We start from the raw sequence: 23266 nt of genomic DNA on the forward strand, positions 1-23266 counted from the left end.
CGGGATGCTTCGCTTAGAGCGAGTACTCGAGCGTCTGAATAACCGGCGTTTTTGCACCCCCACTAAATTGAAAATTTAGTGGTCTTCAATTCCTGCGCGGTATGAATCCCCGACTGATAGCGTTCGCTTTTAGCGTCTCTAAGAGTTGCGTTAGCGAGTCCGCGAGCGTCTTGATTCTGACTCCTGTTAGCGGTAGCGGGGCGTTTAGCCCATTCTGACTTCTGAATTCTTCTTCAAAAGTCACCCCTTCAGGCGCTAATCTCAAGTAACTACGCCATTTGCCGAGCCATTAACTGGGCAAATAGCCCATCAACAACAGCTAATTCTTGAAAATTTCCTTGCTGTACAACCCGGCCTGCTTGCAGTACATAAATACGGTGAGCGTTGCGGATGGTGCTAAGTCGATGAGCGATCGCAATTCTGGTAACTTGTAACTTATCCAAGCTTTCACTGACAATCGCCTGGGTTCTGTTATCTAGCGCACTGGTAGCTTCATCGAATAGCAAAATACGAGGTTTTAATGCCAAAGCACGGGCAATTAATAACCGTTGTCGTTGTCCTCCAGAGAGATTGCCGCCTCCTTCACTAATCACGGTGTGCATAGACATGGGCATGGCTGCAACATCGTCAGCAAACCCAGACATCCGCGCAGCCTCCCAAGCTTCATCGAGTGTAATCTGAGCGCCGCTAGCAATATTGTCGAAAATAGAAGCTGACATAATCCGGCCATTTTGCAGGACGACACCTAACTGTCGGCGTACTGCCTCAACATCCAACCCAGATAAATCTTGACCATCATAATAGATAGTGCCATCTTCAGGAGTCTCAAAACCCAATAGCAATCTAAATATAGTAGATTTACCGCTCCCAGAAGCGCCTACAAGTGCAATAAACTCCCCAGGCTGGGCATACAAACTCACATCATCTAGGATCAGAGGGCCATCTTGTCGGTAGCGGAATGTGACATGATCTACAGCGATTTTGCCCATAAGCTTACCAGGATCGGCTTTGCACAGATCCACTTCTGGTATAGTTTCTAAAATTGGTTGCGCGCGTTTCCACTGAGGGACAACTTGCAAAGCGCCGGTAACTGTATTGCTTACGTCTGTAGCACCTTTAATAAAAGTACCAAACGCACTGTTAAAAGCTAGAAAAGTCCCAATTGTTAGTCCGATCGCACCTGTCGTCTGGGCCTCCTGAAGCTGTTGGATGGTAAACCAAAACAGGATGCCAGAAGTTACCGTGGGCATGACTGTATTGAAAAGGGCAACACCGTCTTCAACGTTCTGGGTGCTAAGTTCTAGTTTTATTTGCCGACTGTAGTTTTTACTCCAAGAAGCAAAACCGCGCTCCTCTGCTCCAGCCACACGCAGTTTAGAAATACCATTGATTAGTTGTACTGTCTGCCCAAAGATATTTCCCTTTATTTCCAGCAGTGGGCGAACTTTGCGGACGAGGAGCATACCAGAAAGTGTAGTCACAGCTACAATAACTACTGCTACAGCCACGGCAACTAAAGCTAATTTCCAGCTGTAGTAAAACAAGAGCAACAAGTTTAATAATGAGAAAAAACCAGTGATTAAAGTAATTAGGGTTGTGCCACTTAGTAGGCGACGGATTGTACTAATTGATGTCACACGGGACTGAAGATCGCCTGTGGTGTACTGCCGGAAAAAGGATACTGGCAAGTTTAGCAGCCGATCCCAGACAGCAGCTTGGGTGGAAGCATCGGAAATTGTTTCCACGCGCAAAAGTGCGAATCCTTGAGCCAGCCGAAATACTGCTGTCCCAAAAGCTGCAACCAGCAACCCCAAACCAACTTGTAGTAATAATCCGCGATCGCTATCTGGAATGGCGTTGTCAATTAAAATGGCTGTGGCGTGGGGTGTGAGCATACCCAGCAGTGTCGCGGCAATCCCAGTTAAAAAAACTATTAGTATATCTCTGCCATGATTCTTAAGCGCGAACCGAAATAAATCGCTAGCGTTAAGAACTTTATTGGGCAAAGACCGATAAAACATATAAGCAACGGGCGCTAGTGTAGAAGCAACAAGGGCATCTACAGGATGACGAGTGCCAACGCTTGGATCAAAGATTTCGTAGCGAGTGGCAGAAACGGGGAGGAGTGCCACTGGTCGGTTGTCCTCTTGGGTGTAGGCAACCAAAGGGCCACAGTCCTTTGACCACCAGTTGTCCCGCAATAAAATCTGTCGCATCCTTAACCGCGAAGCTCTAACAATTGCCTCCAATGGCTCCTTCACCCGCTTCAGGTTCTCTGACTTAGCTGGGGGGCGAATTTTCACACCTAAAGACCTGCCCACAGCACCAGTAACAACTAACAACGGCGCACCTTCTAGAAAAAAGGTTGCTTCTTGATTTCCTAAAGAAGATGCTAGTTCGCCCAGAGCTTCTGCTGTCACCTGACGATTGAGACGTTCCCGATCAGTCAGCCGTTGTAGCTCTTCTTGGGTTTCCTGCTGTTCTAGGAAGTTGATATATTGCAGCACTTGAGTATGAAACTGGGAAAGTCCCTCAAGTAGGATATCTGCGTTGCGGATGGTGCTTGTGGTTTGAGTGGCAAGTTGAACTTCCCCTACAGCTTGTAACCATATACCCTCGCTGAGGGGGAAAATTCCCGATGCCGGATCTAGAGTTAGTTCCTCAAGCCCCATCCATCGGACATTTCCTTGCTGAATTTGTACCCAAGCGATGTCTTGCGACAAGCCGCTTTGCGTCAACGCATTTGGTTCCGCCTGGAGAGTTTGACCATCAATTAGAGAAAATCGCGCTTCTCCTGCTGCCTGGACTTGAATTGCTGGGGTGGCGATATGGGAAAGTGTAGTGTTGATTTGCTCGACCCAACCCTCAACCAAAGCAACTATTTTAGTATCCCCATCAACAACTAACTCCTCAAAGTATTCTCGGTCTACTTTCAGCAATTCTGTTTCTCCCATCGGCACTGCTAAAAGTTGGCGGTGCTGATGAATACAGTCAGAAGCTGTTCCGAAAAGAGCCTCTTCAGGATTGCTAGTGAACAAATAACGGCGAGTTCCTTCCGTGATACCATTTTTAATGGTGACAGCAAACAACGCTATAGAGCCGGACTGCACCACCCAAATGGTCTGCGGGTCGTCTAGCAGTATTGGTTCATTTCCTTTAAGGCTGTATAGTTGCCCCTGCAAATCTTCAATCCTAACTTGGTTAATGACCATAATTAAGCTCCCTCTTCACTGCTAATTAACCGTGAATACACCCCCTCTACTTGCCACAATTCCTCGTGAGTACCTCGTTGCACTACCTTTCCACGTTCAAGGACAATGATTTCATCACAATCGCGGATCGTGCTTAATCGGTGTGCAACAATTAAGCAGGTACACCCACGTCGCCGCAAATTTTGGTCAATAATTTTTTCCGTCTCCGAATCTAGGGCGCTGGTAGCTTCATCCATAATCAGGATTGAAGGATTATTAACTAAGGCGCGGGCTATTTCTAATCGCTGTCGTTGACCTCCACTTAAATTAGCCGCTCCTTCAATTAGTTCTGCATCAAACCCGCCAGACATGGAGAAAATGACATCATCAATAGCAGCATCTTTACTAGCCCGCACTAGATTTTTATCTGGTACTGTGGTATCCCATAAAGTCAAGTTTTCTCTAACAGTTCCGCCAAACATCAAAATATCTTGCTCCACCAATGCGACGGAGTTAGTTAATATCGATTGCGGAATCTGCTTTCTAGGTTGACCATCAAAGCAAATTTCTCCCTCCCAAGGTTCGTAGAGTCCGCTTACCAGTTTGGCTATAGTAGACTTACCAGAGCCGCTCCCGCCTACTAAAGCTACTCGTTGTCCAGGCTTAACTGACAGGCTAAAATTTTCAATTAGAGGTGGATCTAAGCGGCTATAGCCAAATGTCACATTCTCTAATTCGATGTACCCCTGTAATCTAGGCAGAGGGGATGAGGGAAACAAAGAGATTTTTTCTTCCCCTGCTCCCCCTGCTTCATCAATCGGGTTATCCAACACATCATCTAGGCGAATCAAATTCCCTTCCATTTCTTGCAAGGTACTGCCGAAGCTAACAAGATTATTAACAGGTAGCAAAAAGCTCTGCATCAGTCCTTGAAAGGCTATAAGCATTCCGATGCTGAGGTGTCCATCCATCACTCTTAAACCACCTACAATTAATAAAGCCATTGATGAGAGTGAAGACAAAAGTGTAGGTAATATTGAGAAAGTCTGGTTTGTCACCCCTAGTTCTTGCTGAGAATTGATTGCTTTGGTGTAATACCCTGACCACCGCGAAAAGAAATCTGATTCTAACCCTGATGCTTTAAGAGTTTCTATACTTTGGAGAGCCGCTATGGATGCGCCAGCCGCTTTACCATACTCTTGAATTAATCGCTGATTAGCATCGACGCGCTGACGGGAGATCCACTGCAAGGTTAAGACATTCACAGTAGCAAAACTAGCTACAACTAAAGTCAGTACCCAGTCATATTGGAGCATGAGTAAAGCGTAAAAAATTACCATCACCGCATCAATGACTGTAGTTGCCAATCGCCCCGAAAGCACATCAGCAACTTGGTCGTTGAGACTGGTGCGGTTACTAATTTCACCTGCAAACCGTTGAGCGTAGAAGTTAACGGGTAAGTGCAGGATGTGCCACAGAAAACGACTGGACATTCCCACAGACAGCTTGACTTTTAAGCGACGCAGATATCGCAACCGCAGTAGTGTTAATACTCCTTGGAGGACTGCTGCGATCGCCATCGCCAATAACAACGGACGCAACCAGTGCTGCCGCCCTTGCACTAGGATTTCGTCTACAAACACTTGACTAAATACTGGTACTGCCAGCCCAACGAGTGTTAACAAAAATCCTGCCAGCAGACAGTAAATTAAGACACCAGTAGCACCCTTTAGCCGTGACCACAGCGATAAAATTAGGCTAGGTTTACGTCCCCCTTTTTCAAACTCCGCCCCTGGTTCTATAACCAGCACAACTCCGGTATACCCCTCGTCAAATTCCTGTCGGGACACCTTTCGCGGCCCAGTGGCTGGGTCATTAAGATAAACCCAACTAGAACTAAATCCCTCTACTACTAAGAAGTGGTTGAAGTTCCAAAACACAATATAGGGAGGGCTGAGGTCTGGAAGTTGATCCAGTTCCTTTTTAAAGCCTTTTGCAAGGAGTCCATAGCTTCTGGCAGCTTTGAGGACGTTAGAAGCTTTGCTGCCATCGCGGGAGACTCCACACTCTCCACGCAGTTCTGACAAAGGCACAATCCGACCATAGTAACCCAAAATAATTCCTAAAGCTGCGGCACCACATTCTACTGCCTCCATTTGCAAAAGCGTAGGTGTCTTTACCCGCTTACCTGGATTTTTTAGCAGGTTTTGCAGGTACTGCAAAGGATTAATCGGTGCCACTAATGATGGATTAGTAGATACCACTGACAGACCTCAGAATAGGTAAAACAAACGTAATTGGCGATCGTTCTTCCACCTTGACTCGCACAGATGTAGTCGTTCCAGAAGAGATTTTCAGCTGCGGCCCATCGGAAGAAGACCACTCGTAGCCGCTAAAGGTGGTAGAATCTGGCTTCAAGTCAGCAAATACTTGAATAAATGCCTCTTGCTTTTCCCCCACCAAACCTGCAACCACTTCAGGATTACCCACTACACTAGCGGCTGCTTCTCTGGTAATCGGAAATGCTGAGACAGTGGTAATTTTACCGACAATACCACCAAAGCGTTCCCGCTTCACGGTTTTGGGTGTAATTTGCAGCGTCATACCTGGTTGAATTTTCTTGCCTTCTCCAACAGGAAAATAGGTGATGCCAACCATTTTGATAGATGGATTTTCTGCATCTATACTCCCTAAACGGGTTCCAGCATCAACCACCTGCCCTGTTGTCACAGTGATTTCGAGAATACGTCCTGAGTGTTGAGAAATAATCTGGCTGTTATTGCCTAATTGCTGTTCTAGTTTGGCAATCTCTCGCCTGACTTCTTGAATCTCGTTTTTGCGGGTAGTTGTAGTTTGCAGGTCTTCTTGAGCGAGAGTAGCTACTTTACTATTCTGTTCTTGCAACTGAGCTTGGATGTTTTTGATCTCGTTCAGATTTGAAAGATATTGCTGTTGTGCATCTGCTTCCTTAAGGTCTAATTGCTTCAACTGAGATTCAGCTTCATCGATGCTTGCACGCGCATTGTCGTATTGTTGCCGCGCTTCCAAGACTACATCATCAGGAATTGCGCCTTCTTTCAAAAGCTTCTGGCGGTTTTCTAGTCTCTTTTTATGAGTAGGAAGCAGCCCTTGGAGTGTTTGCAAGCGTCGTTGTGAGTTGAGGCGATCGCGCCCAATAGACACTAGCCCTTTCTCCCTCAACACGGGTGTCAAATCCTGCACAATCTTGAGTCTTTGCTCAAGAGTTAAGCGTTGCTCTTGGATTGCTTTTGTGTCAAGCTGCTGACGCTGCCCTTGTAACAAACTAGCGTTGCGATCTTGATCCTCCAGTTGGACTAGTTTAGCTTGCGCTAGTTGTAATTGCTTACGCAAATCAACTTGGTCAACTGTTGCCAGTACATCTCCCTTCTTGACCACATCCCCAACATTGACATTTAGAGCCAGTAACTGCCCTGCGCCTTTGGATTGCAACGGCAAAACGTTGCGTGGATAAATTAGTACCCCTTGACCTTCTACAGTGATGGGAATCCGTCCATAAATACTCCAGACTACAGCGACGGCTACCAAGGAACCCAAAGCTGTTAAAGGCAGCCAACTTTTAGGGCTAACTACTTGCATTAATTGGTCTAATCTTTCAGGTGAAGATAAACGCTCTAATGACTCTTTTCGGAATAAATTTTGTTTTTGTTCGACCATTTAGGATTCCTCGACAATCACTTCTGCTTGAACTGGAGACTGAAAAATTTGGTGGAGGATTCAGACCTGTCACCAAATGCTATGGTTAGTGTTGAAGTGAAATGGCTTGCATTAAAAAACTGACGGCAACAAGAGGGTTGTTTATCAAGTGCCGCCAGTGCAAGTGAAGCCCAGGACTTTTGTCAGCAAAAGAGACATCACTTTCTAAGATGCGCTATTACTTGCCGCTTATTAAACCACCCACAGTGTCTACAGCTTTTCCGACAATGTTACCGCCAAGGTAGTTCAAGTTTGACTCCCCACTATTTTCACCACTAAGCCCGTCTGACAATCCTTGCGCTGCATCTCTAACGCCTTCTACAATAGGATTTCCTCCTCCGGCAACTGCTTCTAGTTCTTCAGTATTTAGCTCATCTGAAGCTTCAGATTGCTGTTCGGAAATTGGCAAGTTTTTTTCTTCAATATTTTCCATTTTTATTTCTCCTTGTATTCAATCAATTCCAGGTTTAATGAGTTTTTTAGAAGGGTTATTTTCTGTTTCTCATTAGTACCTGTTCTATTTAAAAGTGTAAGTATTAAAACCTCTGAAAACAATCTATTTTTTTTTGATAAGACTAGCATTTTTTTAGGTTTATTTTTTTAATAGCAATGGATAGATTGTTATATATTCTTGTAAAAAAATATGTTTAAAATAAAACCTATTTTCGGCTGACAGGCGTGGAGTTTAGCTTATTAGAGTTGTTAGTAAATCATTCGTAAAAGATTTTTTGCGATTATAAATGTTATAATTGCGGGGTTTTCTACCAGAGGTTCATACAGATACCCGTGTGGTAGATGTGCATATTTATAGAAAAGGGGACAAAGATAGAATCAGATCCCAATAACCCAGGATTTATTCTGACAGTAAGAGATAGTGGTTATTTTTCCAACAAATTATTTATTCAGCACAGTAATAGCAAAACAATATGACTAAACTCATCTTAATTACAGGCATAAGCAAAGGTCTAGGTTATGCGATGACCGAGGGTTTTATTCAACAGGGACATACTGTTATTGGTTGCGCCCGTTCATCAGATGCTATCGATAAAATACGCCAAAAGTTTAGTGCTACTAATGATTTCACATCTGTAGACGTGGCAAATGAACAGCTTGTAAAAAAATGGGCAGAACACATACTTGATAAATATGCACCGCCAGATATAGTGATTAATAATGCGGCAATTATTAATTACCCAGCACCTTTGTGGGAAATTCCATCGGAAGAATTTTCTGATTTAATAGATATCAATATCAAAGGAGTAGCGAATATAATTCGCCATTTCGTACCAGCAATGGTGAAAAACAAACGGGGTATTATTGTTAACTTTAGTTCTGGCTGGGGACGTTCTACTTCAGCCCAAGTTGCACCATACTGTGCTTCCAAGTGGGCAATAGAAGGATTAACTCGTTCTTTGGCACAAGAATTGCCGACTGGTATGGCAGCCATACCCCTCAATCCAGGGATTATTCATACAGATATGCTCTCTATTAGCTTTGGAGAAGAAGCTGCTAATTATACACCCGTATCCGATTGGGTATTGAAAGCTGTACCATTTATTCTCAAATTAAAACCTGAAGATAACGGGATTACTTTGACTATACATTAAAGAGTGAATCTCAATTGCGATTGTTGCGATTAGGTGTCGGCAGTTGCATTATCTCAGAAAAACGTGAATATTTAACTGCATCGGTAGGGGGATAATCCGCCGACACTGCAAGTAACCCAATTTTTATATCCTGGAAATAAATCACACCCCCAATACGCCCTTCAACTTGGAAAGCTCCATGAAATAAATGATACGGAGCTATATAAATCAGGAAAAAGTCAGTAATCTTGATTGCCCTGCCAAACATCTGCTGACAAGTTTTGTGGAGGACAGCATTTAGATATTCATTATAGGCAGGCTCACCCAGGTCAGTGAATTCTGGCTTATCCGCAAAATGATCCATATAAAATAACCAAATATCGGACAAGTCTGCAACGTCCGTCAGTTTTTGCTTCAGTTCCTGCAATCGGTCAATTTTCATAGTGTACATCTTCAGGAGATGGGACAAACAGACAGCACTGTTAAAACAGTTATCAATTATATAGGAATCGTATTTGATTTTTGAAATTATCTGTGTGCGCGGGGAGTAGGGAGTAGGGAATAAGGAATTAGGCTTTTCGATCTGTACCGAGCTTTTTCATAAATCAAATATTAGTCCTATATTAGTTATCAGTCTCAAAATAAATCTAATTTTTTCTTAAACGGCTTAACATCCAATCAAATCTTGTTCCAGCCAGTGCCATGTTATCTAATATATTAGAATCCAGTTCATCCTCATATTCAACATTTTCATCCAGTGATTGACCTTTGCTATAAATGCGTCTGCCATAACCAAGCCTACTGAACATTTCCTGTAATCGATTTGCAAGCAAGGTAGCAATCACCCGATAAAATCGAGAAGCAAAACCTATATCCTGTTGTAATTTTGCTGCTAATTGTTGTCGAGGAATTGACAATACAAGCGAGTCTCCAATAGCCCTGACAGTTGCAAAAGGCAAACGGGTATCAATGAAAGCTGTTTCTCCGACGATTTCGCCCTTAGATAATCTTGCTATCTCTCTACTTCTAGTTTCGTCACCCTCTAAAGCTGCAAAGGCGCGAGTTAAAGGATTACGTTCATCCTCAGAAACAGAAACTGTCATTGTTCCATCCAGGAGGATATACAGTGCATCCACAGGCCCTCCCTCACGGATGAGTACTGTGTTAGCGGCAATTTTTTGGCTAGTACCTGTAGCAATCAACCAATCGATGTCGCTATCATGCAATTGTTCTAAAACAAATAGCATATCTCTGAGCGTATTGCTCTTAACAAGTTTGCTATGACCAAGTTGAGTGATTCTGTTTGCAAGTAGAATAGCGATCGCTCGATAAAATCGAGATGCAAAACCAATATCCTGCTGCAATTTTGCGGTCAATTGGTGCCGAGAAATCGATATTACCACCGATTTTTCAATTGCTTCAACAGTGGTAGCAGCTGGACGGACATTAATAAACGGGATTTCTCCTACTATCTCACCACTTGAAATCCGCGCAATCTCTCGTCCTAATGTTTCGCTATCCTCCATCGCTGCAAAAGCTCGATCCAGAGGATTGTTTGTAGCCTGCGAAACAGTAATTGTGAATGTTCCATCCAGTATGATGTGTAGGATATCCAGGGCTTTTCCTTGCTGCACAAGGATAGTGCCAGCAGGTATTTCCTTTTTACGACCCGTAGCGATCATCCAATTGATGTCGCTATTATTCAATTCCTTAAGTAGAACTTCTGTCATAACTCATATAAATTTAAGTTCAGTTTTTGGATGCTCCGCTTGCCCCTCTGTGAGAGTTGTCGGCAATTGGTCTAAAATTTTTTGGATGTAGGAATGCGCCTGAGAGTCAGCCAATTCTTCTAATGTCAAATAAGTCAAAACTATTAACATAATTGGTTGACTATTGATAGTTCTTAACTCGCCTCCATGTTCAGCATCAAAGCGTTCCAAATTCTCAGCAGCAGACTTCACCAATGCTTGCAGAATCTTAAATGCGCCCTCTGAAAGCGGTGGTTGACCTCGGTAATTTTGCAATCTCCCTCCTTCTCGGTAATCTGGAAATGACTCCAGCCCCAGAAAACGCAAAAACCAATCAGCCCGATAGTGACCGATAGCTGCCACAATACCTCTGTAGTCGGCAATCAGTTCGTCGAGTAGATTATTCCGCATGGAGCCAAATAACCGGTGTGTGAAGTAGTGAGTACATTCATGTTCTAGCCGAATATTTAGGGAAATACGCCGCCATTCTACTTCCGAAAGTCCGATGTCGCTGGCTGAAACATTGCTATAAAAACCGTCGCTCAAAATCATCAACCGATCTTGATAAAGCTGCTTTTGCGGGATTAGTCGCCCAAATTCTTCTAACCAACTACTTTCGGAGCAATTACCAAAATTTTTATCTGACCATTTTTGGCGATACTGGCGAACCCGATCCCAGTTGTTGAAACCAGTAACCATGCAAGCTCCCATAGAAGCGGGGACTGGTAGTGGTTCATTCCGCATTGTTAGCGCCTGTACCAAAGAAACAAAATCTTCTCGGTTCCTGGTGAGTAAAACCGGGATGACTCCAGCCAAGCTTTGATGTAGCATCAACTGAAGTTGTTCGGGTTGCTGCAAAATCAAACCAGTCGCCTCAATCATCCCATCCACTGAAGCACCCTTACGAGTAGCAAAGCGGTATGCCTCTGTTTGGATAATACCTTGGAGTATGGGGAACTTTAACTGTACCAACTTGGTTGATAAAGCTTGAAAAACTCCTACCTCTTGAGCAAAAGTGGCGTATTCTTCCCAAGCGGCTACATGAGGTTCGGGTGGAAGCGGAAACTTAGCGGGGAGTGTTGAAAAACTGCGATCAAAGATGTTTTGATTGTAGGCAAGCAATTCTTCTGTCTCTAAGGCAGTAGCACCATAGGAAGCAAGTACATTGGCACGAAGTTGGTGTTGATTACTCATGGGCGTAGGTGTAGCCCGTCGTAGACATCGCCTCCCACTAATGCCTCTTTTAACTCAACTTGATCCATAATCTGCCGAGCAATTTCTTGCACCGTCTGGCTAAATGGATGGTCAGCGTAACGCAAGCAAAACAAACCACTGCTGGCTAACTGAATTATCTCTTCTGAAAGAGGCACAATACCAGCCACTGGGGTGTTGTAGATTGTCTCCATTTGTTCTCGCAGAGCGTTGAAATCCATTGCTGGTAGCACCTTATTAATTACCAGCAGCATTTTAGACACTTTTAATTTTTTCGCCACCTCCACCGTTACCGCAGTCCCCTGGAAGTCTTGGCGGTCTGGACGCAGGATGACGACTAAGATATCAGAAATAGCGATCGCTAGTAAGGTTTCTTCATTCAAACCAGGGTGAGTATCAATCAACAAATAGTCGAGCTTGAGATAGCGGATTAAATCCTCAAAGCCTTCGTTGAGTTTGCCTACGTCATAACCCTCGCGCAAGATTCGAGAAATTTCCCCTACTTTAATACTGGAAGGAATCAGGTAGAGGCTGCCATTTGCTCTAGATGTCTCCCCTTCCGCATTTAAAGTATGACTAACATCGTAGGCAGCATCTTTAATTACACAGCGCCCCCATAAGTAATCATTGAGGGAGCGATTCATCTTTTCCTCGTCCAAACCAAAAATAATATGAATTCCTGGTGATTGAATATCGGTGTCAATAATACCTACACGTTTTCCAAGACGTGCAATAGTAGCTGCTAAGTTAGCAGTTAAATTTGATTTTCCTGTACCACCACGAAACGAATGAATAGATACAATTTTGGACATAATGCCATACTCCGAACAGTTATCAGTTATCAGTTATCAGTTAGCGCGACCTTTAAGATTTTGTGCTTTTTGGTGTAATTGTTGGAAGTAATCGGTTTCTGTTTCATCATCTTTGACCGTTCGCCCCTTGATTTTTTGCGCTTTTTGTTGCACTTCCTGGAAATAATCTGTCTGTGTGATGTCAGCTACCTGACGTGCCTTTTTCGCTTCGTCAATTTCAACGTTTAATTCCATCACTTGCTGTTTCAACTTTTGCTCTCGCGCCTTCACTTCTTCAGCCATTTGCAGGAAAACGCGCACCAGTTGACCAATATCATCATTCGCGTCAGACACTTTAGCTAACTGATGAGTATCAAAATCATCCTGTTCTACAAGTGATTGTGCTGCTTTTGTTAGGGCACGAATCGGTTTGGCAATACTCCGCGCTAAAATCAAGGCGATGATTGTTGCGATCGCTCCTACTGCGAGTAAGCTGTAGCTGTTCTGCCAAATGAGTTCATTCAAGGGAGCATCAAACTGTGCGTGGGCTTTGTTCACCCCTAACACCCAAGGTTGCTCTTGTAAAGGAGCAAAGCCGACCATTTGGCGCGTCTGCTCAATTGGGGAATAATAGCTGGTGTGACTTGTCTGTTTAGCTCCCACGATCGCAGCTGCTAACTCTGGAACGTCCAAGCTTTTGATTTGATCGACACCATAAAGCCTATCGGTTTCGCTCTGCTGTTGTTTATTAGCTGGCAAGGGGACTAAGCTATTATAAATTAGCGATTTATCAGGATGGCTAATGATTACGCCACGCTCGTCAACCAAGAAGGCATAACTTTGAGAGCCAGCCTGCAACGCATTTACAATCGCCCAGATGTCTTCTCCCTTGATTTTTAAAACCGCCACACCGACAATCTTGCCGCCCTCAGACCGTACAGGATTGGAGAAGTAGATGCCTGCTCGTCCACTCGTTGTACCAACTATAATGCTAGAGACGTAAGGGCGTCCCTGAATGCTAAAGCGGAAGTATTCACGGAAAGCGTAGTTTTGAGCAACGAATGTGGGGTCAGTGGCAGCAAGACAGCGCCCCTTTGTATCTATGATGTAGACAACATCATAGTCAGGGTTGGAGCGAAAGACGTTATCTAGCGTTCGTTGCATCGAGGAGCGGAAGGCTGTTTGCTTTTGAGGATTAGTAGCAGCCAGCAAACCCACCACATCCTTATCAGTGCTGACTTGGACGGCAACACGCCGGATGTCGATAATTAGCTGGTCGAGGCGACTAGCGTTACTGGTGGCTAAGAGTTCCAGTTTGCGGTATTCGCTGTCCTCTGCACTCTTTAGGCTTTCTTGGAGGTTGTGATAGGTGGTGAAGCTCATCGGTATGAGGGCAACTGCAAGCAGTGCTACCGAGATTTTTGTTCTGATAGACCAGGCAGAGGGGTTAAATAACCGACGCAAGAGTTTAATTGTAATTGAGCCGATTTGCTCTAAACCCGACCATACTGTGGTGGGTGGCTGATAAGGGACAACCTTTAGCCCACCTGCGATCGCATCTAACTCTGCATCACTGATACTATCACCTGACTTTGAGATTTTAGCTAAAACAGCTTCCCATTCTGGCAGTGTAAAACTGTAGCCACCAGCTAGTATAATTTCTAGGCGTTGCTCATCACTGACAGCGTTTTGGAGTTGCTTTTGCAACAGTTCATCCGTAGCTATCCGCTCATAAAAGGCTTGTGCGCTTTCAACAGACATACATTTTAAGAGGCTATTAAATCAGTTGCCTCAATCCCACAGAGTAGCAGTAATTTCTGCCATGTCCAGGGACTGCTTCGCTTTAACAAGAACCTTTAAAAAGGCTCGCCGATTTTGCCAACCAGAAAGAACCATTCAATGCGATCGCTTCATTCAATAGAAGAGAAGCTTGAGTTACCCAATTACCATTAACTCAACTTGAGTTGGTAAAAAATTTCTTCAAAATCAAGATGCTTGTTTTCATTAAATTTATCAATTTTCCTTTGAAACAACTGAATTTTTGGATTGATATCTAAACAAATTAGGAGATACAAAATTTAAATACAATGCACAATATTTATGTGTGACTAACAATTTTTTTTATCTTGACATCAAAAAAATTATTAGTTCCATCAAAAGATAGTGTATGGTAATTACCTTCAAAACTCAGTTAGTCTTTTTACAGGTTCAGCACTTCTAACTTGATTGCTAAAGCATAAAAAGATGAAATGTCTGAGCAAAGTTTGCTGAAAATCACGAACAGTGATCAAAATGCAACTTAGAGTTAATAGCTCAATCTGTAACCAAACTGAATGTTATTTACTTAAGGAGAAAGATATGTCTATCCAAAATGCCAAGGCGTTTTTTAATGCGGTACTTACAAATGATAATTTCCGAAGCCAACTTCAAAGCCCTAAAACTAATGAGGAACGTGCTGTAGCTATAAGAGCGGCAGGATATGATTTCACTCCAGAAGAATCTCAGCAGTTGCTCAATCAAATTATTCAAGCAGCAGCTATTAGTAACAGTCTAAGTGAGGCTGAGTTAGAAGCAGTTTCTGGAGGATTACTAGGAGCAGTAACCGGACCAGGTGCTCTTCTAGTTGGTTCCGCAACTGGTATTGGTGGGGCTGTTGGTGGGGCAGTAACCGCAGTGCTCAGCGGGACTGATCCAGTTCCAGCTGCTGTTGGTGGGGCTGTTGGTGGATTTGTCGGTGGTGCCCAAGGCCCAGCATAGCTCCATCAACCCAGGTAGTAGTTCTACTCTGGTAGGCTTCTAAATAATAACCAAAGCTAAAGAGCAGCTAAGTATACTTGTTTAGCTGCTCTTTACTCTCAACGTAACTTTTGGAAGTAAAAGTTTTTCTCAATGAATCTTAAAAAAAATATTACCTTCAGATCAGGAAAGTTTAGCGATTTTGGACAGACCATACAAACCTTTCCGAGAGATTTGAAACTCCTGCAAACAATCGTTACGTCAGGGGTGATTGTGACAACTGCTGCACTTGGGGGCTTTGTTACCAAGGTTCAGGCGGCTACTTTCACCCTACCAATTGAAGCAGCAGCCAAAGCTACAGGGGTTGATGTTTTGCGCGATCGCTACGGTCTAGATGGCACTGGAATTACCATCGGCGTACTATCAGATAGCTTCGCTACAGCAAAGACCTTCGATGCCTCTAACAACCTGGATACTTATGCCACCAACATAGCCGATGGCTACTTACCATCTAATGTTAACGTGCTAAACGACTATGCTAAGACTGGTACCACGGATGAGGGTCGCGCTTTATTGCAGATCATCCATGCTGTGGCTCCAGGAGCTAACTTAGCGTTTCACACAAGCTTGAACACCACGGATACCTTCGGTCAAGGCATTCAGGCTCTAGCGGCTGCTGGGGCAGACATAATTGTGGATGATTGGGGTTACATATACCCTCCCATTGCTCCTCCTGATACACCTTTAAACCTACTAGATTTGGAGCCTCCGAACGGGTCAATTAACCAGGCGATTAACGCGGTACTTAACCAGGGGATTTCTTACTTCACTAGTGCTGATAATAATTATCTTCCACCCAATAGCCAAGTGCCTGGTGTTCCAATATACGGGCATCCAAATAACCCAAATGCGCTGACCGTTGGAGCAGTGTACTACGGCAACGCGGAATCCTACTCAAGCAAAACGTTCGATGTTGTTGTAAAACAGGGGCAACTAGAACCCTTCTCTTCGGAAGGCAACCCAGATTCTCTCAAGCCGGATGTTGTGGCTCCAGATGGGCTAGCAATTTCCTTTAACTTAGGTGGAGGTTCCCCTCTTGATGCCAACCCCGACTTCTACACTTTCTTAGGTACCTCGGCCTCGGCTCCTTTCACAGCCGCAGTTGCAGCACTGTTACTAGAGGGCGATCCAAGCGCAACACCTACTGAAATCTATGATGCTCTAAGAGATACGGCTGACAGCCCTTCGTTAGGCTTCGACTCCAGACTTGGCTTCGGACTGATCCAGGCAGACGATGCTATTGTTGCACTGGGTGTGGAACCCAAACCAGTCCCCGAACCTTCTGCAACTCTAGGCTTGCTAGGTGTTGGTGTTCTAATTGTTGGTTTGCGCCTGAAACCCTTTAGCAGAAGTTCAAGACTATGGTTAAGCCCAGTCAGAGGTGGGGCTTCAAAGCCTTTAGTTTGAGCAGCAAACGGGTTTTCCGATTACTGAGGTGCTAGTTCAGCTTTTAACTAATCCAAGTTGCGGGTTATCCACTAATGCCCAATCGCCTTTAACAAATCGTCTCTGATAGCATATATGGCAATTATTTCGTTTAGCATATAGCCCTCCTAATTTTCTTCTTGGAGGGCATTTTATTGCTTAACTGTTTCAAAGCGATCGCCCATCAGAGTAACTAGCAACTTGGGTTAACTACTCGATTTGCTGCGCTTTCCGCCAAGCTTGGGGGGTAGTCCCGTGATACTGGCGAAACTGACGAAAGAAATGACCCTCATTCTGATAACCCACAGCCTCAGCAATCTGATTTGCGGACTGGTTAGTTTCTAAAAGTAAGGTACGTACTGCTGCCATCCGGCGCTCGACAATCCAATGATTCACTGGTTTTCCTGTCTGGCGTCGCACTAGGTCGGTTAGGTAAGCTGCTGAATAACCTACTGCTTGGGCTACGTCGCACAGGGTAATGGATTGATGATAATTGGCTTCGATAAAGTCGAAAACCTCTTTAAGTTGAGGGCAAGTAGGCAAGATTGATTGGGAATCTGCCGATGTGTCTGCGTCAGTACTTTGGGATTCTGGCACTGGCGGGGACTGAGCAACATAGCACTGACGCATGGTTGCTTGTTTTTCTAGTCGGGTAGCGATCGCTTCCAACAAATCCTCTACTGTCGAGGGCTTGGTAAGATAATCATCAGCTCCCAAATTCATCCCTTGACGAACCTCAGTTTTTGTAGATTTGGCGCTGAGAAAAATGAAGGGAATTGTTGCTGTTAAAGGGTTTTGGCGCAATGCATTCAAAACACCATAACCATCTAGTTCTGGCATCATAATGTCGCACAGTACCAAATCAGGCAAGTGTTCTTGTGCTTGCTGAATACCAACAAGACCATTTTCCGCAGCGATCGCTTCAAACCCTTCTGCTTTTAAACTGTCCAAAAATATATCTCGGCTTTCTGGCTCATCTTCAATCACTAGAATTTTAGTCATAGTGTCCCCTTGTAAGCGTCAGATGAATTATGAGTTTTACATAGACTTTTTTTTTGGCTTGGTTGTCCTATTGCAGAGATTGTCACTGCACTGGTAGGGCAATCGTGAATGTAGTACCTATTCCAACCTCGCTGGCAACTGAAATTTCACCACCATGCAGGTCTACAAGCTTTTTGACAAGTGCTAATCCTAATCCATTACCGGCGATATTGCCGATATTCGTACCGCGATGAAATGGCTTAAATAGTCGTTGTTGATCTCTTACAGAAATGCCAATTCCTCGATCTTTAATCTGAAAGATGACTTGTTCATCTCGGCGAGAAACTATCAAATCAATCGTGCTGCCGTTTGGAGAATATTTGACCGCATTTGAGAGCAAATTTCTGAGAATAAGCTGTAGCAATTTTTGATCTACACAAACCGTACAATCACCTTGACTAATTAAGGTAACTGCGTAGTCAGGAGTCTCTGGTGACGCAGATATTGAGAAGCGATCGTGTTGTCCAGAGTTGTTTGAGCAGAGACTTTCTTTGCTCGAAACTTCTTCCTTACGGGGAGATTCCCTTGGTAGTGGTAACTGGCGTGGTTCTTTCCACGAGGAACTGTCATCATGTTCTCCCGGCATCAAGCAAGTGGCATTGCTTTGATTCAAATTCATTTCTGCCAATATGTCACCGCACAATTCGAGCAGGTTAAGTGGTTTTGGTTCAAACTTGAGCTTTTCTGTTTCTCCTCTACTGTTGAGGAAAATTGCATCCATCAATTGGCTGATTTGTTCAACTCCTACTTCCAAGCGTTGCAAGTATTGTAATTTTTTCTCTTCAGTCCACCGATAAAGATGACGTTTAAGCAGACTAGCGGACAGTGAGATAATATTTAACGGAGTGCGAAATTCGTGAGAAAGCATAGAGAAAAAGTGCGCTCTGTGTTCGGTGAGTAGTTTTTCTTGTTCTAAAGCCGTCTCTACCTGCTGGCGCAAAACTTTCTCTCGGCATAACTGCTGATTAGCGTCTCTTAATTCAGCTGTAAGCTGTTGAACTTTGCACTCTAATACTTCATTAACCTTTTGTAAGACGATAGATGTCTGCTGGCGTTGACTGATATTGCGAATCAAGATACAGGCATATTCGCTAGAGTTGTATTCCAAATAAATAATAGTAAGTTCTACGGGAAAAATCTGATCTTCTTTAGTTCCATATAAAGATTCAAAGTATAAATAGCCCTGCTCTTTAACAGTTCTCCAATGCTTTGACCAGACTGCTGGCGAAAAGTCTGGTTTGATGTCGTGCATAGTCATAAAGAGTAACTCTTCACGAGAATATCTCACCAAACTACACGCTGCATCATTGGCGTAGAGAAACCCCGCATCTGGCTTTACCCAAAAAACTGCATCTTCCATATCAATAATTACAGATTTAGTATGCTGTAACTCCTTTTCTAGTAACAGTCTGATTGGAAAGTTGTTTTGCTCTAAAATGCGGTTGCTAATAACCATAGTTCAATTCACTGCAATTACTGAATAAGCTTTAAAAAATGACTTTTCATCACTAAGCTGTCGGTTGCATCTGGTTTAATACGACTTTTGTCGAATCGAACCAGAATTACCGCTTTCTGCAAACTTATGAAAGCATTTCAATCCTTTAAGTCAGGCTTTGTTTTCTCGAATTCATCAAAAGCGCTGGTAAACTCTATTCCTTTGTGGATGGAAAGGGATAGCGATCGCTTAAAGCATTGGGCATAGGGCATTGGTAATTCTTACCCATGCCCTATTCCCGATTCCCCATGCCGAAAAATTTTATTCCCTTGTGGGTAGAGTTTTTTATAGTCATAATCTATGTATTTTCGATACAGCTTTTATTCTTTCTCTTGTCTACTGCAACTTTTTTTATGCGAGTATCGGATTTTAGTTACAAAAGTTCACTTAGTTTTTTAAGCAAAAGTCAGATTTTTGCTTGGGATTGCCTATTAGAAGCTTGTTCCTTGCATTGAGAAATGTAAAGATTTGTAACTAAAATAGTTGTTTGGCATAAAACTTCGGGCTGCACAGCGAGAGAAAAATAGAGATTCGTTTTCGCCGCCTTTGGAGTTTCAGATGTATCATCCCGAACAAGATGGAAAAAACTTGGTTCTTCGGTAGGTGTTATGCTAAAAATTTAATTAAACCCCAAAATTTCCTTTAAAATCAAGGCTTATAGGCGATTATAAACTCAACTTTATTGCCAAGACTCAAATGGTAATCATAAGTGGCCAATACATTTGTCTTAATTTACTATGAAACCAGTTCATATCCGACGCGCGTTAGCGTTGGCGTTGGCAAAGCCTCTCGAAGAGAAGCCTCTCGAAGAGAAGCTCGCCGCAAGCATCGCTATATCCCAAGTATTAGAAGAAATAACTGAAATGTGGTGTCAATGGCGTAGACAAAAGCTGCCACTCTATTTGTTCTTGGCGATGTGTTTCAACCTAGTGGTTGCACCTATGGTCTATGCAGCTACTGGTGAACAACTTTCCCGCAGTCAATCTTGGGGATTGGGGCTGTTAGGACTTGTAACACTAGGGCTTTCTATCTATTTATTTTTTGTAATGTTTGTACCGGAGAAATTCTAAGAGGTTGTTTGAAAAGTGGTTGACTGTGATTTTAGGCACTTTTAGATCCCCCTATGCTTAAAAAAGGGGCGAACCGGATTCAAAGTCCCCCAATTTATCGGGGGATTTAGGGGGATCTAAAACTTTTTGCTACCAAAAGTAGGACTTTTCAAACATCCTTTAATTAATGAGTTTTGCACTTGAAGCAAAAAATTGTATATTTTTAAACGTGGGTTCCCTTCTGCCTTCTAAATAGCGATCGCATCAAAATGGGGAAAGGGAAAGAAAAAACCCTTACCCTTTACCCCAAACCCGATCCGAGTTAAAAATGCACAAAGCGAGAAGTATTGTCACTCACCCCGCCAGGCGATACACAATCACCTTTCCTTTCCAATTTTCTTCCACAAATACCAAATACTCACCATTTGAACGTCGAAAAGCGCGGATACCATAAGGTATATCAATCCAGCCACTTTCGCCTCCAACTTCTGGGCCTGGTTTTAACTTGTCTACTTGCGCTCCTGTCGTGGCATTGTAGACATATACCTCTGCGGTTTTAAATGTCACGGCAAATACATTGTCTCCCGCCACACTTATTGCAGCCGTAGCTACTTCGCGTTTGCCAGTGGTGTCGTAAGGAATTACAATCCGCCAGCGAGGAGTACGATTTCCTTGACTCCAATTGTCAAAACGAGCAATTTCAGATCCAGCAACTTTTGTATCGTCGCCGAAGGCGGGGTGATCTACTGTGAAGCCTGACAAATACATAGTATCTGTTTGAGGGAAATATTCGATCCGCCGCAAGTCGTTAAATATGCTGGGAGTAGTTTGCTTTTCCATCGAACTGTAGCTGTAGATGGGGTTGCCTTTAGAATCTATTCCCTGTAAAGGATAGTGCCGGATGCCAGTGCCATCTTGTGTTCGCAAAGCTTTCCAAACATCTCCTTTGCTGTCTACCCACCACCCGCCAAGATAGGGATAATCTTTGCTGATATCATATTCGTTCTTTTCAAAAGTACCGTTACCGTTACCGTCGCGCCAAATCCATTCCCCTTGTTTTGGTTGATGCGGTGGCCAAGTTCCAGTTATTGATTTTTTATCGCCATTAGTACCAACAAACATTCCGGCTGGGATGGCAATTTTACCATCTGTGGCTGGATTAAAACGATATATTTGCAGAAAGCTGCTATACATATCTGTGAGGAATAAAAACGGCTTCCCTTGGATGCGGCGAAAAAAGGTTCCATCTGGTGATGTATGCAGACGTGGATCTTGAGGATATTTGAAAGCATTTAAGGTGTAAGCTTTGTAAGTCCATTGCTTACCAGCAGGCTTACTGTAGTCCATCAAATAATGTTCTTGTTTGGTGAATAAATCTACACCATCAGTTTTAGGATCTGCATCTGCATTATCGACGAATATCAATCCCAGCGATCGCCATATTAGTTTTCCCGATGGCGAAAATTTCCGCAAATCTGTTCCTGATCTGTTGAAACCATTACTATTTATATAAATATTGCCTGAAGCATCTGTACCGACTCCGGTAAGTCCATAAAGTTTCAAATCTCGAACTTCACCAGGAACTCCTGCATAGATTCCACCTTTAGAACCAAAACTCCCCACCTGTACTGGCTGGCTTTTAATATCGTAAATCAACATTTGCTGACGTGGGCCATTTTCTGCCACTAACAGCTTACCTTGATGATTAATAGCGATCGCAGTTGGTTCAACGACATCTGCAATCTGTTGCGGCAATTGCTTGCCATTTTGGGAATAATGTAAAATTTTCGCAGGCTTACCACCCTTTTTGCTTTGAATAATCCACAGATTTTTTTGTCGATCAATAGTTATTGTTCCCGGATTTGGAACGTTAAAGCTGCGGAGTTCTTTCATCGTATCAGTATCATAGACACGAATGCGGTTAGCAGCAAAATCACTCACATACAACTCATTTTCTACAGTTGCTAATCCAGTGACTTCACTTTTAGTACTGGTAATCACCATACTTTTATCCCTGCCACGCCCATTTGAAAATGGCGCAGGTTTCCCTAACAAGTTATAGCGTCTAACGCAATACCAGGTTGTTCCTTCTGGTGGGTAATCTTCTTTTTTATTACCGCCCGCTCCCTGAGTCATGGCAATATAAGCATATTTACTGCTGGCTGTTACCGCTTTGCCACCACCACGACTCCAGCCGTGAGTATCCTCAAGGGAACCAATAACCTTACCATCTTTATATATTCCTGCCTCGTTTCCCGCCTCATCCCAATGGCTGTTGGTATAAACTGTGCCATCTGGTGCAACATACATTGCCTCAATATTGTTTTGTACTCGCAGATTTCCACTGCCAACAGTATTACCTATCCATGATGTTTTGTAAGTAAGTGCGGGTGTTTCAGTATTGTTTTGTACCAGCAAATTTTCACTGTCAATCCTATTACCTGCCCACAATACTTTGTCTGTAAGCGTGGGTATTTCAGTATTGTTTTGTACCCGCAGATTTCCACTGTCAACACTATTACCCGTCCACAATACTTTGTCTGTAAGTGTGGGTGTTTCTGTTGTTGTCCAGTCTGTTGTAATTCCAAAAGCAGTAACAATAACTGCAACAGTCAGACTGAGTAAAAAGTTAAAAGTTTTACTTTTTTGCAAATATCTAGGTTTAGATAGTTTTTTGATGTGCTGATTGAGCTTTTGACGGAGTTGTTCTAACTCCATCAGTAATCTATTTATCATATATTTTTCAGCTTTTAATTATTTATATACAATTAAAGTTTATGAAATCAGCACAAAATATAACTATTCTCAAAGTAACCTAGAAGCAGGGTATCTAATGAGATATCAAGAAAAATCATCGGGATGAAAAACTTACTATTTACATAAAATTTATAAAAGTCACATAATTATTTATTTGTTTTAGTCAATATATAAAATAACATTTCAAATGTATTAATTTTTACTTAAATATAGATATACATTGTAAATGTTAATACAGTATTAGTTGTGTATCGGTGATTTTTTCCTTTCCCTGTCTACTACTCAGCTTGTTAAATTGCAGGTATTATATATATCGTCGTCGGTGTTATTGAGTTAAGAAAAATACAGATTTTAATTCATTATTGACGTTGGCATATAAATAGTTTATAAAATAGTGTCGCATCAAAAATTTTATTGGTAATGGATATTGGAAAATTATA

Annotated in this window: 16 protein-coding genes; 4 read left to right on the forward strand and 12 right to left on the reverse strand. The window is 43.0% G+C overall.

Annotation, left to right across the window (positions count from 1 at the left end):
• Positions 1 to 269 precede the first annotated feature (269 nt).
• The 4 genes from ANSO36C_RS27355 to ANSO36C_RS27370 form a co-directional block, all read right to left on the reverse strand.
• Complete coding sequence (locus ANSO36C_RS27355; RefSeq protein ID WP_251957315.1) at positions 270 to 3212, reverse strand: NHLP bacteriocin export ABC transporter permease/ATPase subunit; 2943 nt, start codon at positions 3210 to 3212, stop codon at positions 270 to 272.
• 2 nt (positions 3213 to 3214) lie between these two features.
• The gene (locus tag ANSO36C_RS27360; RefSeq protein WP_251957316.1) at positions 3215 to 5455 is read right to left on the reverse strand and encodes an NHLP family bacteriocin export ABC transporter peptidase/permease/ATPase subunit; all 2241 of its coding nucleotides are present in this window, start codon (positions 5453 to 5455) and stop codon (positions 3215 to 3217) included.
• Complete coding sequence (locus tag ANSO36C_RS27365; protein WP_251957317.1) at positions 5442 to 6887, reverse strand: NHLP bacteriocin system secretion protein; 1446 nt, start codon at positions 6885 to 6887, stop codon at positions 5442 to 5444. Before ANSO36C_RS27365 ends, ANSO36C_RS27360 begins: the two co-directional genes overlap by 14 nt.
• Positions 6888 to 7104: 217 nt before the next feature.
• Complete coding sequence (locus ANSO36C_RS27370) at positions 7105 to 7359, reverse strand: hypothetical protein (protein ID WP_251957318.1); 255 nt, start codon at positions 7357 to 7359, stop codon at positions 7105 to 7107.
• A gap of 493 nt (positions 7360 to 7852) precedes the next feature.
• Here ANSO36C_RS27370 and ANSO36C_RS27375 point away from each other — a divergent pair, with 493 nt between their 5' ends.
• Complete coding sequence (locus ANSO36C_RS27375) at positions 7853 to 8533, forward strand: SDR family oxidoreductase (protein WP_251957319.1); 681 nt, start codon at positions 7853 to 7855, stop codon at positions 8531 to 8533.
• A 10-nt stretch (positions 8534 to 8543) separates the two neighbouring features.
• Here ANSO36C_RS27375 and ANSO36C_RS27380 read toward each other — a convergent pair whose 3' ends face one another.
• The 5 genes from ANSO36C_RS27380 to ANSO36C_RS27400 all read right to left on the reverse strand — a co-directional run bounded on the left by ANSO36C_RS27380 (position 8544) and on the right by ANSO36C_RS27400 (position 14024).
• Positions 8544 to 8954: a hypothetical protein gene (locus tag ANSO36C_RS27380; RefSeq protein WP_251957320.1), complete on the reverse strand. Its 411-nt coding sequence runs from the start codon at positions 8952 to 8954 to the stop codon at positions 8544 to 8546.
• Between the two features lie 205 nt (positions 8955 to 9159).
• Positions 9160 to 10242, reverse strand: a complete 1083-nt coding sequence (locus ANSO36C_RS27385; RefSeq protein ID WP_251957321.1) for a cyclic nucleotide-binding domain-containing protein — start codon at positions 10240 to 10242, stop codon at positions 9160 to 9162.
• A 3-nt stretch (positions 10243 to 10245) separates the two neighbouring features.
• The gene (locus ANSO36C_RS27390; RefSeq protein ID WP_251957322.1) at positions 10246 to 11454 is read right to left on the reverse strand and encodes a DUF7005 family protein; all 1209 of its coding nucleotides are present in this window, start codon (positions 11452 to 11454) and stop codon (positions 10246 to 10248) included.
• The gene (locus ANSO36C_RS27395) at positions 11451 to 12284 is read right to left on the reverse strand and encodes a MinD/ParA family ATP-binding protein (protein WP_251957323.1); all 834 of its coding nucleotides are present in this window, start codon (positions 12282 to 12284) and stop codon (positions 11451 to 11453) included. Before ANSO36C_RS27395 ends, ANSO36C_RS27390 begins: the two co-directional genes overlap by 4 nt.
• A gap of 36 nt (positions 12285 to 12320) precedes the next feature.
• Positions 12321 to 14024 (reverse strand): Nif11-like leader peptide family RiPP precursor, encoded by a 1704-nt coding sequence (locus ANSO36C_RS27400; RefSeq protein WP_251957324.1) that lies wholly within the window; start codon positions 14022 to 14024, stop codon positions 12321 to 12323.
• Between the two features lie 597 nt (positions 14025 to 14621).
• Here ANSO36C_RS27400 and ANSO36C_RS27405 point away from each other — a divergent pair.
• Together ANSO36C_RS27405 and ANSO36C_RS27410 are read left to right on the forward strand one after the other, a co-directional pair.
• Positions 14622 to 15020: a Nif11-like leader peptide family natural product precursor gene (locus tag ANSO36C_RS27405; protein ID WP_251957325.1), complete on the forward strand. Its 399-nt coding sequence runs from the start codon at positions 14622 to 14624 to the stop codon at positions 15018 to 15020.
• A gap of 213 nt (positions 15021 to 15233) precedes the next feature.
• Positions 15234 to 16466, forward strand: a complete 1233-nt coding sequence (locus ANSO36C_RS27410; protein WP_251957326.1) for a S8 family peptidase — start codon at positions 15234 to 15236, stop codon at positions 16464 to 16466.
• 228 nt (positions 16467 to 16694) lie between these two features.
• Here the strand turns inward: ANSO36C_RS27410 and ANSO36C_RS27415 are convergent, their stop codons facing one another.
• Both ANSO36C_RS27415 and ANSO36C_RS27420 read right to left on the reverse strand, forming a co-directional pair.
• Entirely contained in the window at positions 16695 to 17486 is a 792-nt protein-coding gene (locus ANSO36C_RS27415; RefSeq protein WP_251957327.1) for a response regulator transcription factor, read from the reverse strand.
• Between the two features lie 82 nt (positions 17487 to 17568).
• Entirely contained in the window at positions 17569 to 18981 is a 1413-nt protein-coding gene (locus ANSO36C_RS27420) for a sensor histidine kinase (RefSeq protein ID WP_251957328.1), read from the reverse strand.
• Between the two features lie 902 nt (positions 18982 to 19883).
• Between ANSO36C_RS27420 and ANSO36C_RS27425 the strand changes: the two genes are divergently transcribed.
• Positions 19884 to 20090, forward strand: coding sequence for a potassium-transporting ATPase subunit F (locus tag ANSO36C_RS27425; RefSeq protein ID WP_251960456.1), 207 nt, complete (start codon positions 19884 to 19886; stop codon positions 20088 to 20090).
• A 333-nt stretch (positions 20091 to 20423) separates the two neighbouring features.
• On the opposite strand, the gene ANSO36C_RS27430 is transcribed toward ANSO36C_RS27425, so the two are convergent.
• Positions 20424 to 22805: an NHL repeat-containing protein gene (locus ANSO36C_RS27430; RefSeq protein ID WP_251957329.1), complete on the reverse strand. Its 2382-nt coding sequence runs from the start codon at positions 22803 to 22805 to the stop codon at positions 20424 to 20426.
• Positions 22806 to 23266 lie beyond the last annotated feature (461 nt).

This window comes from Nostoc cf. commune SO-36, assembly GCF_023734775.1.
GTDB classification, from domain to species: Bacteria; Cyanobacteriota; Cyanobacteriia; order Cyanobacteriales; family Nostocaceae; genus Nostoc; species Nostoc commune_A.